The sequence below is a fragment of the Delftia tsuruhatensis genome (assembly GCF_903815225.1).
Lineage (GTDB): Bacteria > Pseudomonadota > Gammaproteobacteria > Burkholderiales > Burkholderiaceae_C > Comamonas > Comamonas tsuruhatensis_A.
This window is the reverse complement of record NZ_LR813084.1, coordinates 2,490,745-2,505,794: the sequence shown is the minus strand read 5'-3', so window position 1 is coordinate 2,505,794 and position 15,050 is coordinate 2,490,745. Positions and strand designations below refer to the sequence as shown.

The 15,050-nt window shown below is 66.2% G+C and carries 15 protein-coding genes; 11 read left to right on the top strand and 4 right to left on the bottom strand.

Annotated elements, in window-relative coordinates:
* Positions 1-63 precede the first annotated feature (63 nt).
* Genes livH through L1Z78_RS11295 form a run of 4 tightly spaced genes read left to right on the top strand, consistent with a single transcriptional unit; the run spans position 64 to position 3,758 of the window.
* Entirely contained in the window at positions 64-990 is a 927-nt protein-coding gene (gene livH / locus L1Z78_RS11310; RefSeq protein ID WP_234641581.1) for a high-affinity branched-chain amino acid ABC transporter permease LivH, read from the top strand.
* On the top strand, positions 990-2,228 hold the full coding sequence (locus L1Z78_RS11305; RefSeq protein ID WP_234641580.1) for a high-affinity branched-chain amino acid ABC transporter permease LivM: 1,239 nt from the start codon (positions 990-992) through the stop codon (positions 2,226-2,228). Before livH ends, L1Z78_RS11305 begins: the two co-directional genes overlap by 1 nt.
* 52 nt (positions 2,229-2,280) lie before the next feature.
* Positions 2,281-3,048 (top strand): high-affinity branched-chain amino acid ABC transporter ATP-binding protein LivG, encoded by a 768-nt coding sequence (livG, locus tag L1Z78_RS11300; RefSeq protein WP_234641579.1) that lies wholly within the window; start codon positions 2,281-2,283, stop codon positions 3,046-3,048.
* 8 nt (positions 3,049-3,056) lie between these two features.
* Positions 3,057-3,758, top strand: coding sequence for an ABC transporter ATP-binding protein (locus tag L1Z78_RS11295; RefSeq protein ID WP_234642148.1), 702 nt, complete (start codon positions 3,057-3,059; stop codon positions 3,756-3,758).
* A gap of 110 nt (positions 3,759-3,868) precedes the next feature.
* Here L1Z78_RS11295 and L1Z78_RS11290 read toward each other — a convergent pair whose 3' ends face one another.
* A complete protein-coding gene (locus tag L1Z78_RS11290) occupies positions 3,869-4,396 on the bottom strand; it encodes a hypothetical protein (RefSeq protein ID WP_234641578.1) in 528 nt (175 codons plus the stop codon).
* Positions 4,397-4,524: 128 nt separating this feature from the next.
* On the bottom strand, positions 4,525-5,079 hold the full coding sequence (locus L1Z78_RS11285) for a hypothetical protein (protein WP_234641577.1): 555 nt from the start codon (positions 5,077-5,079) through the stop codon (positions 4,525-4,527).
* 224 nt (positions 5,080-5,303) lie between these two features.
* Between L1Z78_RS11285 and pdxK the strand changes: the two genes are divergently transcribed.
* A complete protein-coding gene (gene pdxK / locus L1Z78_RS11280; RefSeq protein ID WP_234641576.1) occupies positions 5,304-6,206 on the top strand; it encodes a pyridoxine/pyridoxal/pyridoxamine kinase in 903 nt (300 codons plus the stop codon).
* Positions 6,203-6,976 (top strand): SDR family NAD(P)-dependent oxidoreductase, encoded by a 774-nt coding sequence (locus tag L1Z78_RS11275; RefSeq protein ID WP_234642147.1) that lies wholly within the window; start codon positions 6,203-6,205, stop codon positions 6,974-6,976. Before pdxK ends, L1Z78_RS11275 begins: the two co-directional genes overlap by 4 nt.
* A gap of 186 nt (positions 6,977-7,162) precedes the next feature.
* Here the strand turns inward: L1Z78_RS11275 and L1Z78_RS11270 are convergent, their stop codons facing one another.
* Positions 7,163-7,456: a hypothetical protein gene (locus L1Z78_RS11270; RefSeq protein WP_234641575.1), complete on the bottom strand. Its 294-nt coding sequence runs from the start codon at positions 7,454-7,456 to the stop codon at positions 7,163-7,165.
* Positions 7,457-7,768: 312 nt separating this feature from the next.
* On the opposite strand from L1Z78_RS11270, the gene L1Z78_RS11265 reads away from it, so the two are divergent.
* The 4 genes from L1Z78_RS11265 to L1Z78_RS11250 all read left to right on the top strand — a co-directional run bounded on the left by L1Z78_RS11265 (position 7,769) and on the right by L1Z78_RS11250 (position 12,128).
* The gene (locus tag L1Z78_RS11265) at positions 7,769-8,707 is read left to right on the top strand and encodes a hypothetical protein (protein WP_418921695.1); all 939 of its coding nucleotides are present in this window, start codon (positions 7,769-7,771) and stop codon (positions 8,705-8,707) included.
* A gap of 357 nt (positions 8,708-9,064) precedes the next feature.
* On the top strand, positions 9,065-10,102 hold the full coding sequence (locus L1Z78_RS11260; RefSeq protein WP_234641573.1) for a DNA topoisomerase IB: 1,038 nt from the start codon (positions 9,065-9,067) through the stop codon (positions 10,100-10,102).
* Positions 10,103-10,205: 103 nt separating this feature from the next.
* Entirely contained in the window at positions 10,206-11,648 is a 1,443-nt protein-coding gene (locus L1Z78_RS11255; RefSeq protein ID WP_234641572.1) for a sigma-54-dependent transcriptional regulator, read from the top strand.
* A 30-nt stretch (positions 11,649-11,678) separates the two neighbouring features.
* On the top strand, positions 11,679-12,128 hold the full coding sequence (locus tag L1Z78_RS11250; RefSeq protein WP_234641571.1) for a GlsB/YeaQ/YmgE family stress response membrane protein: 450 nt from the start codon (positions 11,679-11,681) through the stop codon (positions 12,126-12,128).
* Positions 12,129-12,150: 22 nt separating this feature from the next.
* On the opposite strand, the gene L1Z78_RS11245 is transcribed toward L1Z78_RS11250, so the two are convergent.
* A complete protein-coding gene (locus L1Z78_RS11245; RefSeq protein WP_234641570.1) occupies positions 12,151-13,116 on the bottom strand; it encodes a hypothetical protein in 966 nt (321 codons plus the stop codon).
* A gap of 449 nt (positions 13,117-13,565) precedes the next feature.
* Between L1Z78_RS11245 and rpoN the strand changes: the two genes are divergently transcribed.
* Entirely contained in the window at positions 13,566-14,939 is a 1,374-nt protein-coding gene (gene rpoN, locus L1Z78_RS11240; protein ID WP_234641569.1) for an RNA polymerase factor sigma-54, read from the top strand.
* The last annotated feature ends 111 nt before the right edge of the window (positions 14,940-15,050 follow it).

The following is a 15,050-nucleotide window of genomic DNA, read 5'->3' as shown; positions in this document are numbered from 1 at the left end:
GTGTCCCGGTTGTCTGCATCCTGGCCTTTTAGGCCTTTTCCTGTTTAGGGGTGGCATTACATCATGTCAGAACTCTTACCTCAGCTGATACAGCAGCTGTTCAACGGACTGTCCCTGGGCGCCATCTACGCCCTGATCGCCATCGGCTACACAATGGTCTACGGCATCATCGGGATGATCAATTTCGCCCACGGTGACATCTACATGATCGGCGCCTACATCGGCCTGGTCACGCTGTCGGCCATAGGCACGCAAAGCGGCCTGCCCGTCTGGGCCATCATCGGCCTGATGCTGGTGGTATCGGTCTTCGTCACCGGCGTCTATGGCCTGGTGGTGGAGCAGGTGGCCTACAAGCCGCTGCGCCGCAGCCCGCGCCTGGTGGCGCTGATCTCGGCCATCGGCATGTCCATCTTCCTGCAGAACTGGGTGGCCCTGGGCCAGGGTGCACGCGACATGGCCGTGCCCTCGCTGCTGCCGGGCGCGCTGCGCTTCGGCACCGAAGGCGGCTTCGAGATCTACGTGCCCTATTCCCGCATCCTGATCATCGTGGTCGCCATCGTGCTGATGGTGCTGCTGACGCTGTACATCCGGCACTCGCGCATGGGCCGCGCCTCGCGCGCCTGCGCGCAGGACATGCACATGGCCAGCCTGCTGGGCATCGACACCAACCGCGTGATCTCGTTCACCTTCGTGCTCGGCGCCATGCTGGCAGCCGTGGGCGGCGTGCTGATCGCACTGGCGGTGGGCAAGCTCAATCCGTTCATCGGCTTCCTGGCCGGCATCAAGGCCTTCACGGCCGCCGTGCTCGGCGGCATCGGCTCCATCCCAGGCGCCATGCTGGGCGGCGTGCTGCTGGGCGTGGCCGAGACCTTTGCCGCAGCCTACATCTCCTCGGAATACAAGGACATCGTGGCCTTCGGCCTGCTGGTGCTGATCCTGCTGTTCCGCCCCACCGGCCTGCTGGGCAAACCTGAAGTGGAGAAGGTCTGATGAAAGCCAAATCCACGCTGAACCTGCGCGATGCGCTGATCGCCACGGTGATGACCGCCGTGGTCGTCACCCCCATCTTCGGCCTGCACCTGGAGCGCGCGGGCACACGCACCATCATCAATCCCGACTGGACCGTGGTGGCCTGGGCCTGCGCCCTGGTCTTCATCGTGCAGCTGCTCAAGCCGCTGATCGCGACCAGGATGCCCAGGGTGTCGCTGCCATCGCTGCCGCAGGCACGCCCCAGCCACCGCCACGGCCTGATGCTGGCGGCCCTGCTGATCGCCGTGTCCTGGCCCTTCTTCGCGGGCCGCAACGCGGTGGACATCGCCACGCTGGCCATGATCTACGTGATGCTGGGCCTGGGCCTGAACATCGTCGTGGGCTTCGCGGGCCTGCTGGACCTGGGCTTCGTGGGCTTCTACGCCGTGGGCGCCTACACCTATGCGCTGCTGTTCCACTGGGCCGGCTGGTCCTTCTGGGAGGCCCTGCCACTGGCCGGCGCCGCATCGGCCCTGTTCGGCTTCGTGCTGGGTTTTCCGGTGCTGCGGCTGCGCGGCGACTACCTGGCCATCGTGACGCTGGGCTTCGGCGAGATCATCCGCCTGCTGCTGGTCAACCTGACCAGCATCACGGGCGGGCCGGACGGCATCTCCAGCATCCCCAAGCCCACGGTGCTGGGCCTGGAGATGACGCGCAGCCCGAGCACCGAGGGCGGCACCACGTTCCACCAGTTCCTCGGGCTGGAGTTCAGCTCGCTGCACATGGTGATCTTCCTGTACCTGATGGCGCTGCTGCTGGCGGTGATCACGCTGTGGATCTCCAACCGCCTGGTGCGCATGCCCATCGGCCGCGCCTGGGAGGCGCTGCGCGAGGACGAGATCGCCTGCCGCTCCCTGGGCCTGAACCCCATGAAGATCAAGCTGTCCGCCTTCACGCTGGGTGCCATGTTCGCCGGCTTCGGCGGAGCCTTCTTCGCGGCGCGCCAGGGCATCGTCAACCCCGAGTCATTCACCTTCATCGAGTCGGCGCTGATCCTGTCCATCGTGGTGCTGGGCGGCATGGGCTCGCAGCTGGGCGTGATCATCGCGGCCATCCTGCTGACCGTGCTGCCCGAGCTGGCGCGCGAGTTCTCCGAATACCGCATGCTGATCTTCGGCCTGGTGATGGTGCTGATGATGGTCTGGCGTCCGCAGGGCCTGCTGCCCATGCGCCGCCGCCACGTGGAGGTGCGCTCATGAAGTACGCCCACACGATGATTTCCGAGACAACCGATAGCAGCAAGGGCCGGCAATGAGCGAGTATTTGCTAGAAGTCAAAGACCTGTGCATGCGCTTCGGCGGCCTGCTGGCCGTCGACCATGTGGGCTTCAACGTGCGCCCGCAGGAAGTGTTTGCCATCATCGGCCCCAACGGCGCCGGCAAGACCACGGTGTTCAACTGCATCAGCGGCTTCTACCAGCCCAGCAGCGGCTCCATCGTGCTGGATGGCGACGCCATCGCGGGGCGCAGCAGCCACCACGTGGCCAACCACGGCGTGGTGCGCACCTTCCAGAACGTACGGCTGTTCAAGTCCATGACCGTGCTGGAGAACCTGCTGGTGGCGCAGCACCGCCGCTCGGGTGTCAACCTGCTGTCCGGCCTGTTCAACACGGCCGGATATCGCCGCAGCGAAGAAGAGAAGATCGAGAACGCCCTGCACTGGCTGGACGTCATGGGCCTGCGCGAGTTCGTCAACCGCGAAGCCGGCAACCTCGCCTACGGCCACCAGCGCCGACTGGAGATCGCGCGCTGCATGATCACCAAGCCACGCGTGCTGATGCTGGACGAGCCCGCCGCCGGCCTGAACCCGCAGGAAAAAAAGGACCTGCAGGGCCTGATCGACCAGCTGCGCCGCCAGTACGGCATCTCCGTGCTGCTGATCGAACACGACATGGGACTGGTCATGGGTGTGTCCGAGCGCATCCTGGTCATGGAATACGGCAAGCCCATCGCCATGGGCCTGCCCGACGCCATTCGCAACGATGAACGGGTCATCAAGGCCTATCTGGGAGAAGCCTGATGCCTGCCATGCTGCAACTGGAGAACATCTCCACCCACTATGGCGCGATCTGCGCCGTCGACAACGCGAGCCTGCATGTCAACCAGGGGGAGATCGTCTCGCTGATCGGCTCCAACGGCGCCGGCAAGACCTCGCTGCTGATGACGGTGTGCGGCAACCCGCGCGCCAGCTCGGGCCGCATCGCCTTCGAGGGCGAGGACATCACCCAGCAGCCCTCGCACCACATCATGCGCAAGGGCATCGCGGTCTCGCCCGAGGGGCGCCGCATCTTCTCGGACCTCACGGTCACCGACAACCTGAAGATGGGCGGCTTCTTCCTGGACAAGGCACAGATAGAGGCCGGCATGGAGCATGTGTTCGGCCTGTTCCCGCGCCTGCGCGAGCGCGCCCACCAGCGTGCCGGCACCATGTCGGGTGGCGAGCAGCAGATGCTGGCCATCGGCCGCGCGCTGATGAGCAAGCCCCGCCTGCTGCTGCTGGACGAGCCCACCCTGGGCCTGGCGCCGCTGATCATCGCGCAGATCTTCGAGATCATCCAGACCATCCGCGCCGCCGGCGTCACGGTCTTCCTGGTCGAGCAGAATGCCAACCGCGCGCTGCAGATCGCCGACCGCGGCTATGTGCTGGAGACCGGCAAGGTAGTGCTGGAAGATACCGGCGCCAACCTGCTGACCAACGACGCCGTGCGGCGCGCCTACCTGGGCGCCTGAGCCAAGGCCCTTGCGTGCCCCAGGCCCGCCGCTCGGCGGGCCTTTTTCATCCCCCTCCAGGGACAGCGGACCTTGCACGGCGAGGGCAGCACGGCCCCCTCCTCGAACGCTCAGGCCTTCACTTCGCGCAGATGCCTGGCCAGGAATGCCGCGACGGCCTGGCCATCCCCTTCGAGCAAATGCATCTCGATCAGGAACGGGCTGCCGAACTTCTGCGCCAGCACCCGCGCCGTTTCCCGGGGCCGTCCGGCGGCCTGGCGGTCCGCGAAGGCCTTGGCATCCTTGAGGCGCGGCACATACACGCGGGAGTCCTTGCTGACATAGCCGTCGAACTCCTCCCAGCCCGCGCTGAAGCGTCCGGCAAAGCCATCGACCACCACCCCCTCGCCGGACAGGATGACACGCGGCCTGGGATGGCGCAGGCTGTTCACCACAAACCGCAGGAGATACAGCCACAAGGCCAATCCGACCGCCATGAAGGCATAGTAGGAGACAGGATCCCGGAAGATGGGAAACACCGAGGTCCGCATCGGACCATCGATGAGGAGCACGATCTGCACAATGCACATCACGACCAATGCCACCGCACCGAAAACCAGCTTGCTCTTCTTGGAATAAAGCCTCAATTCCTCTTTCATCACTACCCTCCGTTGTTGATCTAATGAATCCATCCTGACCTCATACTGCGCTGTCAGCCCTTGCCATCTTCCTCCAATGCCTTGGCAACGCGCGCAACAAGTTCCCCGGGAGTCATGAATGACGCAAACTACTCGTCCAGGGAGCCTCTCGGATCGATGCTTGCCAGGTAGTCCTCATGGTCGGTGCTGTAGACGGCAGGATTGTCTTCATCCGCATCTTCGGTGCAGACGAAGTAATAGTTCGGATACCCCTGTGAAAATCCGATGAACAGAAAATCCGGCGATGACAGGCCCGTGATATTTTTCACACGTTCCCTGTCGAAGTCTTCTCCATTCCCCCACTCCCTGAAGTCCGACGACCCTTCCCTGAAAAGTGTGAAGAGTTGGGTGCGGTAGTCTATCTGACTGCGCAACTCCTGTGTGGGACAGAAATAGTCCTTCACCAGATTCCCATAGAACAGATCCGGATCCTGCGCAATCAGTGCCCGGTGTTTTTCCACATAGTCCCGGAGTCCCGCGATCGGTTCCTGCTGATCTGCAGCGGCCCATGGAGTATCCGTCGGTGCACGATAAAGCGGTACGGGAATCTCAATGGATGCAAGGCGCCGCACCAGCGTATCCGCCCGGGGATCGCCCACCTTGCCTCCAAGAGCCTCGGCACGTCGGATGATTGAATGCTTCATGGAAAACTCCTTCGGTGCCCCAGCCTTCAGCGACTGCCGCAATGGTGCAGGCCGGGGCCACTGTACAGAAGACAGGCGCCGAAGTGGTCTGGCCGGAATCCGTGAATTGTCATGCTGCGCCCCGGAGTCCAGGCCTATAAAGGCGATCTCGTCGCCTGGTGGCCCACCGAGCCCGCCCGCCAGGCCTGTCGCCATGCCATTGCCCGCAAACCACGCCACCGCCCATGAACGCCCCTGCCCCCCATGACATGCTGCTGCCCCTGGCCATCGACGTGGTCTCGGTGCAATCCCAGGTCGTCTACGGACGCGTGGGCAACAACGTCGCCATGCCCACGCTGGAGGCCCTGGGCCTGAACGCTGCGGCCGTGCCCACCGTGCTCTTCAGCAATACGCCGCACTACCCCAGCATCCATGGCGGCGCCATCGCCACGCCCTGGTTCGCCGGCTATCTGCAGGATCTTCTGGCGCGCGGCGCGTTGCGGCATCTGCGGGCCGTGCTGGCCGGCTACCTGGGCGGGCCGGCCCAGGCAGCCCTGCTGGCGGACTGGATGGCGACCCTGCTGGAACAGCGGCCGGGGCTGCGCGTGGTCGTGGACCCCGTGATCGGCGACCACGACCACGGCATCTACGTGGACCCCGGCATGATCGAGGCCTATCGCCGCCACCTGCTGCCGCTGGCCGACGGGCTGACGCCCAACCATTTCGAGCTGGAGCGACTGACGGGACGTCACCTTCATGGCATGGACGAGGTCATCGCCGCGGCGCGCAGCCTGCTGGCCGGCCGCACCCAATGGGTGGCCGTGACCAGCGCGGCGCCACGGCTGGATGGCGATGGCGAGGATGGCGCACAGATGCGCGTGGCCCTGGTCACGCGGGAGCGGTCCCATGTGATCACCCATGCGCGCGTGGATGCCGTACCCAAGGGCACGGGCGACCTGTTCAGCGCGGCGCTCACCGGCCACTGGATCCAGGGTGCCAGTCTCCAGGAGGCCGCCGGACACGCCTGTGATCGCATCGTCCAGGCGCTGATCCGCACGCGGCAGGCACGCAGCGCCGAACTGCTGCTGCCTTCGCCCTCCTGGCAGGTCACGGGCCGGCAGCCATGCGCGATACCATCGCCGGCATGAACCATGCATCGATCCCTCTTCATCTCACCGTCCTGACCGGCGCATCGCGCGGCATGGGCCTGGCCATGGCCCGGCAACTGCTGGACGCGGGCCACGAACTGGTCACGCTGTCGCGCTCCACCAGCGAAGATCTTGCGCGGGCAGCCGTGGCTGCCGGCACGCCCCTGCAGCAATGGAACGTGGACCTGGGTGCGCCAGAAGCCGTGGCCCGCAGGCTGGGCGACTGGCTTGCCGGCCTGGACGCCGGACACTACGCCAGCCTCACCCTGATCAACAACGCGGGCGTGATCCCGCAGATCGCGCCGCTGTCGCGGCTGCAGCCCGCCGACATTGCCCGTGCCATGCGCGTGGGCCTGGAAGCCCCCATGCTGCTGACCGCCGCCTTCCTGGCCGCCACCGAAGGATGGGTGGTACCGCGCAAGGTACTCAACATCTCCTCCGGCCTGGGCCGGCGTGCCATCGCCTCGCAGGCCTCGTACTGCGCGGCCAAGGCCGGCATGGACCACTTCAGCCGCAGCGTGGCCCTGGATGAGGCGCTCAAGCCCCATGGCGCACGCATCTGCTCGCTGGCTCCCGGCGTCATCGACACCGGCATGCAACTGCAGCTGCGCAGCGCCGATGCCAGTGCCTTCCCCGATGCCGGCAACTTCGCCCAGCTCAAGGACGGCGGCCAGCTGACCTCCCCCGAGGAGGCGGCAGCCCGCGTGCTGGCCTGGCTGGAGCGCCCCGACTTCGGCGAACAGGTGGTCGCCGACGTGCGCCAACCCTGACCAAGTCACCCACCGCCCCGTGGAGCCGAAAAGAAAGCAGGGTTTCAATCGCGAGAATCCGGGGCGGTATTTGATGAAAAATCTTCATGACCTTGTTTCCCGAATATCTACCATGCCGAATGGCATCGATATTCAATTTCCCATAGACTGCACCAACCGTTAACCAAAAGTAAGCTTCCAGATTTCCTACACGAACGATTTTCTACCGGGTGCAAACTGAAGCCACAGTGATACGGTATCGCTGTCAACTTCAGGAGTATCAAGATGACGCAGCAATCCAATCAGTCCCATCAGAATTCGGCCGGCAACCAGCAGCAGGACAGGAACGGCCAGCAGCATCAGCAAGGCAGCCCCAATCAGCAGCAACAGCAGCAGAGCAACCCAAACAACCCCAACCAGCAGCAGAAGCACCAGAGCAATCCTGGCCAGCAGCAGCAAAGCACCCCCCAGCGCAACCAGCCTGGAGAGCAGCAAAAGCAAGGCGGCAAGCAGCAATGACCAAGGTTGACCGCTGAGTTGAAGCCATCAAGGGATGGCATTGAAGGGTCCTTCCAGGGACCCTTTTTCGTTCCTGGACACCGAACATCCCAATGCCTGCAACAGGGTATTCGGCAAATACAGGCCGATCATTTGCAAGAATTACCGATCATCGGAAACTATTCCATCCAAACATGTACTTCCGGGACGACATAATCCGTCCGAAATTCCGAACACGGTAATTCCATTCCACCTACAGGGCATTCGCGGGGCGCCACCCAACAATGGGGTTTTCCAACTTCGAGGAAGCGCGCCATGACCGACCCTTACCATGCCGGGAGTGATTCTTTGACCGCAGCCGCTGTGGCGGCAAGCGATGTCGCCAAAAGCGGTGTTTCCTGGGCGGCCGTTCTTGCCGGCGCCCTGGGTGCCGCAGCCCTGTCGCTGCTGCTGTTCATCCTGGGCACGGGCCTGGGTCTGTCGTCGGTGTCCGTCTGGACGGGCCAGGGTCTGGATGCGGGCGCCATCGGCTGGACGGCAGTCGCCTGGATCGCCTTCGCGCAACTGGCATCGGCTGGCGTGGGCGGCTACCTGGCCGGACGCCTGCGCTCGCGTTGGCAGGGAGTGCACACCGACGAGGTCTATTTCCGCGACACGGCGCACGGCTTTCTCGCCTGGGCGCTGGCCACCTTGCTCATGGTCGCCCTGATGGCCTCAGCAGCGGGCAGTGCCTTGTCGGGCGCGTTCAAGGTGGCGGACACCGTGGCCGCCACGGCCTCCAACGTGGCAGGCGGCGTTGCCGGCGCAGCCGCTCCGGTGGCCACGGTCGATGCAGGCAGCCCCTCCCCTAATCCCCTGGGCTATTGGACGCATAGCCTTTTCCGCGGCTCCACGGGGGACACGGATGCACGCGACGCCCGCGAGGCGGGGGTGATCTTTGCCCATGCGCTGCGCACGGGCCAGTTGCCCGATGCGGATGCCCTCTACCTGTCCCAGCTCGTGGCGCGCAACACGTCCATGTCACAGGAGGAGGCCCAGCAGAAGGTCAAGAGCAGCTTTGCATCTCTGCAGCAGCAGGTGCAACAGGCCGAGCAGAAGGTCCAGGAAGTCAAGGAAAAATCCAGGCAGGCTGCGGAACAGGCCCGCAAGGCCACGGCGCACTCCATGCTGTGGTTGTTCGTGGCCCTGATGCTGGGCGCCTTCGTGGGCAGTCTTTGCGCCACCTGGGGCGGTCGCAGCCGCGACCGCATGTGACCCTGCCGAGTCCGCTCGCCATCCACCCACCCTTGTTCTGAACGGAGGTTTCTCATGCGTTCCATCCTGCTTTTTCTGCTCGGCGTGCCCATTCCCATCATCATTCTCATCGCGCTGATGTTCTGATGACCGACCGCCCGGACTGACACGCCATGCCAGCGACTTGCAAGTCCCGCTCCACGCGCAGCGCGGCCGATATCCCGGATCTGACCGCCTTGCTGCACGGCAGCCCGGGAAATGCCGCCACCACGCCAAAAGCCTGGGCTGCGAAACTCGGCGGGCGCAGGCCTGCGGCAAGGAAGTCCGGTGCGGCGGCCAGCCGCCCTCGCTGCCCCTGACAGCCGCAGCGAGAACACCATGGCACGTGCAACCGTCCTCACCCATGTGACCGACCAGGCGCCGGGCTGGCGCCGAGTCCGCCGTGGCAAAGGCTTTTCCTACCTGACCGAGGACGGAAAACCGCTGCGCGATGCCGACGCCCTCGAACGCATACGCCGCCTGGCCATTCCACCGGCATACACCGATGTCTGGATCTGCCCGGACCCCCAGGGCCACCTGCAGGCCACGGGGCGCGATGCGCGTGGTCGCAAGCAGTATCGCTACCACCCGCTGTGGCAGGCACGGCGCAAGCAGGCCAACTTTGACCGCATGCACGATTTCGGGCGCCATCTGCCAACCATACGCCGCGCAGTGGCACGCGATCTTCGCCGGCGCGCACCGGGTTTCCAGGCCGTCGTTGCCACGGTCATTCGCCTGCTCGATCTCACGGCGCTGCGCGTGGGCAACGACGCATATGCGGCCAGCAATGGATCCTACGGATTGAGCACACTCAGGAACCGCCATGCAACGACGCAACCGGGACAACTGCTGCTGAAATTCCGTGGCAAGAGCGGCGTTGCCCAGCAGGTGCGCATCGCGGACCGCACGCTGGCGCGTATCGTGCGGCGCTGCCAGGAACTGCCGGGGCAGCGGCTGTTCCAGTTCATCGACGAAGGGGGCGAGGTCCGGCACCTGCGCTCCGACCAGGTCAACGACTATCTGCGCTCGCTCACCGGCGAGGACTTCACGGCCAAGGATTTTCGTACCTGGCACGCCAGCGTCTGTGCCATGGACCTGGCACTGTGCAGCGCCAGGGACATGGCGTGCGGCGAAGGCCTGGCGATGGATGCGGGCCAGATGGTCCGGCAGGTGGCCGCGCGCCTGGGTAACACCAGCGCCGTCTGCCGCAAGTTCTACATCCACCCGGAGGTGCTACGCTGCTGCGAGCAGCCCGGCCAGGGCCTGCCCGCCCCGCGCCAGCGTCCCAGGGCCGGCCTCAGCGCGCAGGAATCCGCGTTCATGGACCTGCTGGCACGCCGCAGCCGTCCCCGTCCCAGTTCCCGCAAACAGCCATGACCCCCAGAAAGATGCACATCTGCATACATCCAGCCGGCGCGATTGCCGCCATCATGGTCCCTCGTCGCTTGAGCACCGCCTCGGGCGACTGCGGAGGCCACGAATGAAACATGTGCTCATCGTCGATGACGATGCCGATTCCGCCGCCACCCTGCGCGAGCTGGTCGGCGTCGAGCGTTTTTCCGTGGCCGTGGCCCACAGCCTGCGCGATGCCCGTCGGCAGATGGCGCTGCAGACCCCGCACCTGGTGCTGCTGGACCTGCAGTTGCCCGATGGCAACGGCATGGAGCTGTTCTCTGATCCGCGTGCCATGAACGATTCCAGGTTCGTGCTCGTGACGGGACACGCAAGCCTGGACTCTTCGATAGAGGCGCTGCGCCGCGGCGCCATGGACTACCTGGTCAAGCCGGTGGGACTGGGCCGACTGGAGCAGATCCTGGCCGGCTTTCGCAGCCCCCGCAATGCGCTCGCGGCGCCAGCGGCGCAGCGCCAGGGCTGGGCTGCAGAAGGCCGCTTCGGCGGTCTGTGGGGACGTTCTCCCGCCATGAAGCGAGTGCATGAACAGATCGACCGGGTGGCACCCACGTCGGTCACCGTGTTCATTTCGGGAGAGAGCGGCACCGGCAAGGAGGTCGTGGCCCAGACCGTGCATGCGCTGAGCAAGCGCCGTGACGGCCCGTTCCTGGCCATCAACTGTGGCGCGATTTCCCCGCACCTGATCGAAAGCGAGATCTTCGGCCACGAAAAAGGCAGCTTCACGGGGGCCGAGCGTCAGCACCAGGGCTTTTTCGAACGCGCGGCCGGCGGCACCCTGTTCCTGGACGAGATCACGGAAATGCCGCCGCAGCTGCAGGTCAAGTTGCTGCGCGTGCTGGAGACGGGCCGCTTCATGCGCGTCGGCTCCACCCAGAGCCAGGAGGCCGATGTACGCATCGTCACGGCCACAAACCGCTCGCCCCACGAGGCCGTCGCCCAGGGCCGGTTGCGCGAGGACCTGCTGTACCGCCTCAACGTCTTTCCCATCGAGCTGCCACCGCTGCGCGCGCGGTTGTCCGACGTGCCGCTGCTGGCCGCCCACTTCCTGCGCGAAATCGTCCGCCGCGAAGGCCAGCACCGGCAGTTCAGCGCCGCAGCGCTGGAGCAGCTGTCGCGCCATGGCTGGCCCGGCAACGTGCGCGAACTGCGCAATGCCGTGCAGCGTGCCTACGTGATGGCCGACGGCGCAACCATAGGCACCGAGTGGCTGCCCGCGCCCGATGCGGCGGCAGCCGACAGGCGGGCGGAGCTGCATCTGCAGCAACTTCCCGCCACCGCGCCAGGCGCCGCCGTGCTGAACGAGGGCATGCAGCAGGCGTCGCTGAACCTGCCCATAGGCACGTCCATGGCGCAGGCCGAGCAGTTGCTGATCCAGGCCACGCTCAAGCAATGCATGTACCAGAGAGAGCGCACGGCAGCCATGCTGGGCATCAGCTTGAAGACGCTCTACAACCGCCTCAAGACCTACGCCGGCGCCCAACAGCCTTCCCACCTGCATGAGTCGCCCTGAACACTTGCGCCCCACCTCTGGAGAAACGACTTGAGCTCCCAACCGGGCGGCCTGTCCCAGGTCAAGATTCGCCCGACAGCGGCCTCGATGCTCAGACACCATCCGGCACCGAGGCCGAGCGTGCGCGCATTCGGCCTGCGGGCGGCCACTGAGAAACCGGGCACGCCGATTGCCCCGGGTTGTGCAAGAACAACTTCGGAAGGCTCGGCAATGAATATCCTCATCTGGCTGCTGGTCGGCGGAATCGTCGGCTGGATCGCCAACATGGCGCTGCACACCGAAGCGGAACAGGGCTTCCTGGTCAACATCGCCGTCGGCGTGGCAGGCGCGCTGCTCGGCGGCTGGCTGATCACCCCGCTGATCGGCACGGAGCCGGCGGATGGCAGCCTGCAGAGCCCGCTGTCCATTCTCCTTTCGCTGGTAGGCGCCATCGTGCTGCTGGCCTTCGCCCACCTGCTGCAGCGCAAGATGCCGCGCTGACCCCCTCGATACGTGGAAAGCGCTAGCGCGCCACCTGCAGGAGGTCCGCGGGCATCTGTGGCAGCACCAGCGAAGCGCAAAGGCTGTGGCCCTGCTCGGCAGCCGCCCACAGCCCGCCGCCCGCGGAGCGGCAAAGGCTTTGCGCCAGGCCCAGGCCCCAGTCGTGGCAGGCATCATCGGGCGCCCAGGCCGGCGGCTCGCGCGGCTGCAGCGGCGGCCCTGCCCAGCCGGCGAAAGCCTCGACGGACAGTTCGGCAAAGGCACCCGCCGTCAACCGGCGCTGCAGGCCGTCCATGGGGCGCGCCTCGATCACGACCATCGCGCCATCCGGCAGGGTCTCCCGCAGACACAGCAGCACGCTGATCACGGCCAGCTCCAGCTCGTCATGGGCCACATGCACGCGCAAGGACTGCGGCGGCTCCTTCAATTCCAGCACCATGCGTTTGCCCAGCAGGGCCGCGAGCGATGGCTCCAGTTGCCGCAGCCAAGGCCCCAGATCCAGGGGCTGGGCGCCCGAAGGGTTGCGGGTGCCCAGGCGCTGCAGCCGGTGGTTCAGCTCGCTGGCCGTCTCCACGGCGCGCAGCATGGCCTGCGCAGGCAAGGTGAGCCGGGGATCCTGTGCGCGCCGCCCGATCAGGTAGGCGCTGTTGCTGATGATGCCCAGCTGGTTGTTGAACTCATGGGCGAAGCGCCCTGCCAGCCTTCCCATCACCTCCATGCGCTGGTGTACGTTCACGGACGGTGGCGCATCGCCCGCGATCCGTCCCGCAGACAGCTTGCAGGCCGTGCGCCCTGCCTTGCACCACCAAAGGGCAAGGCCGGCCATGGCGCATGCCCAGGCTCCCAGCGCCAGGGCCCAGGCGCCAGGCAAACCGCGCCAGCAGGCGCTGTCGCCCATGAAACAGGGCAGCCGCCATGCGAGGGCGGCACCTGCCAGGACCAGCAGGGCCAGGCAGGCGCTGAGGCGGAATCTCGTGGTGGGTTTCATGGGCGCAGGTCCGTGCTGTGGACGGCAAAGGGCAACTGGACCGAGATTGATGCCGCAGCGGAGGCCGCCCCGTCGGATCGGCTGCCACAACCGCCGTCGGAGAAGGCGCCGATCGGCGCCCCAAGCCGGGTCTGAAGTCAATCGGCCTGCCCGCAGGCAGTTTGCCGCAAGCAGGAGGCGGACAAACCTTTCGGCAATATCTGCGCTTTTTCGGCAAAGAAGGACATCGACCCCTGGCTTGCGCCGGGCCCGCGAGCGCCCGCCATGGCAGATCTGCGGCAAAAAGCGCCTGCCCGCGCCCAGGAATCCGCTCCGGCATGTATCCGGATGCGTCCGGGGACCAGGCCGGGCACGCAGATTGCGTTGCCCTGCGCTCCGGCATACCGGCCGGCAGGCCGGCAGGCCGGCAGGCCGGCAGGCCGGCAGGCATATCTTCACCAAAGGACACCATGGTCTTTCTGCATCTGAGCGCCGCGCCCCGGCAAGCCCCGTCGCTGTCACCGCGACTGCAGCGCGCCGTCCAGCTGCTGCAGATGCCATCCACCGACTTTGCCGCCCTCGTGCGGGCCGCGATGGAGGAGAACCCTTTCCTGGAGAGTGAGGACGACCTGGCGGAACCCGTGGCAGGCATGCGGGGCCTGCCTGTGGCAGAACCCGACCGCGACCCATGGGTGGCCGCCCGCGCCGGTGCGGGCGGCACGGACTCGTCGGCCATGGACCTGGCGGCCAGCGAGATCTCGCTGGCCATGCACCTGCATGGCCAGCTCAATGTCATGGCTCTGTCCCCGCGTGATCTGCTGCTGGCGCGCGCCATCGTGGAGTCACTGGAAGACGATGGCTATCTGCGCACACCGCTGGCGGAAATCGCCGCCCTGCCCCCGCTGCGGCCCCGACCGGGCTCGGGTGAAATGAGGGTGGCCCTGCGCCTGGTCCAGTCGCTCGATCCCGCAGGCGTGGCGGCACGCAGCCTGGACGAATGCCTGTTGCTGCAATGCCAGGGCATTCCGGACCCTTGTCTGCGCACGCTGGCAGGCAGCATGCTCACCGAACACCTGGAGGCACTTGCCGCGCGCGACATCCCCCGCCTGGCCCAGGCCCTGGACGCGCCCGCGGACCGCATCGTGGCGGCCCTGGACGGCATGCGGCGGCTCGACCCCCATCCCGGCTGGCGCGTGGGCAGCACACAGGTGGACTACCTGGTGCCCGACGTCATCGTGCAGCGCCAGGCCTGCGGCGGCTGGAACACGCAGCTCAACCCCGCCGTCATGCCACGCGTACGGCTCCATACCATGTACGAGCACCTGTTCAAGCAAGACCACGCGTGCGCCGGCGCGAACCCGCAGCTGTCGGAGCAGCTGCAGGAGGCGCGCTGGACACTGCGCAACATGGAGCAACGCTTTTCCACCATCCTGGCCGTGGCGCGCGCCATCATCGGCCGGCAGGGCCTGTTCCTGGAGTACGGGGCGATGGCCATGAAACCCCTGGTACTGGGCGAGATCGCCGAGGAGGTGGGAGTGCATGAATCCACTGTCTCGCGCGCGACGCGCCACAAATACATGGCCACGCCGCTGGGCGTGTTCGAACTCAAGCACTTCTTCTCGCGCCCCTTGCTCAGCGCCAGCGGCGCACCCTTCTCGGCCACGGCCGCGCGGGAACTGATCGGCAGCATCATTGCCAGTGAAGTGCCGGGCCAGCCCCTGTCCGATGCCCAGATCGCAGGCCTGCTTGCAGCCCAGGGGCTGCGCATCGCGCGGCGCACGGTGACCAAGTACCGGCAGATGTTGCGCATCGCGCCCGTGGAGCAACGTGCGCAGGCGCGCTGAAGCCTGCGGCCCGGCGCGCCGCGTGCCCGGGAAATGGCCTCCGTGGACGGGCCGAAGGCCCTCTCGGGCAATGGTGCATACCCCACCGGACGGTGCCCGCTTGTCGGTCCG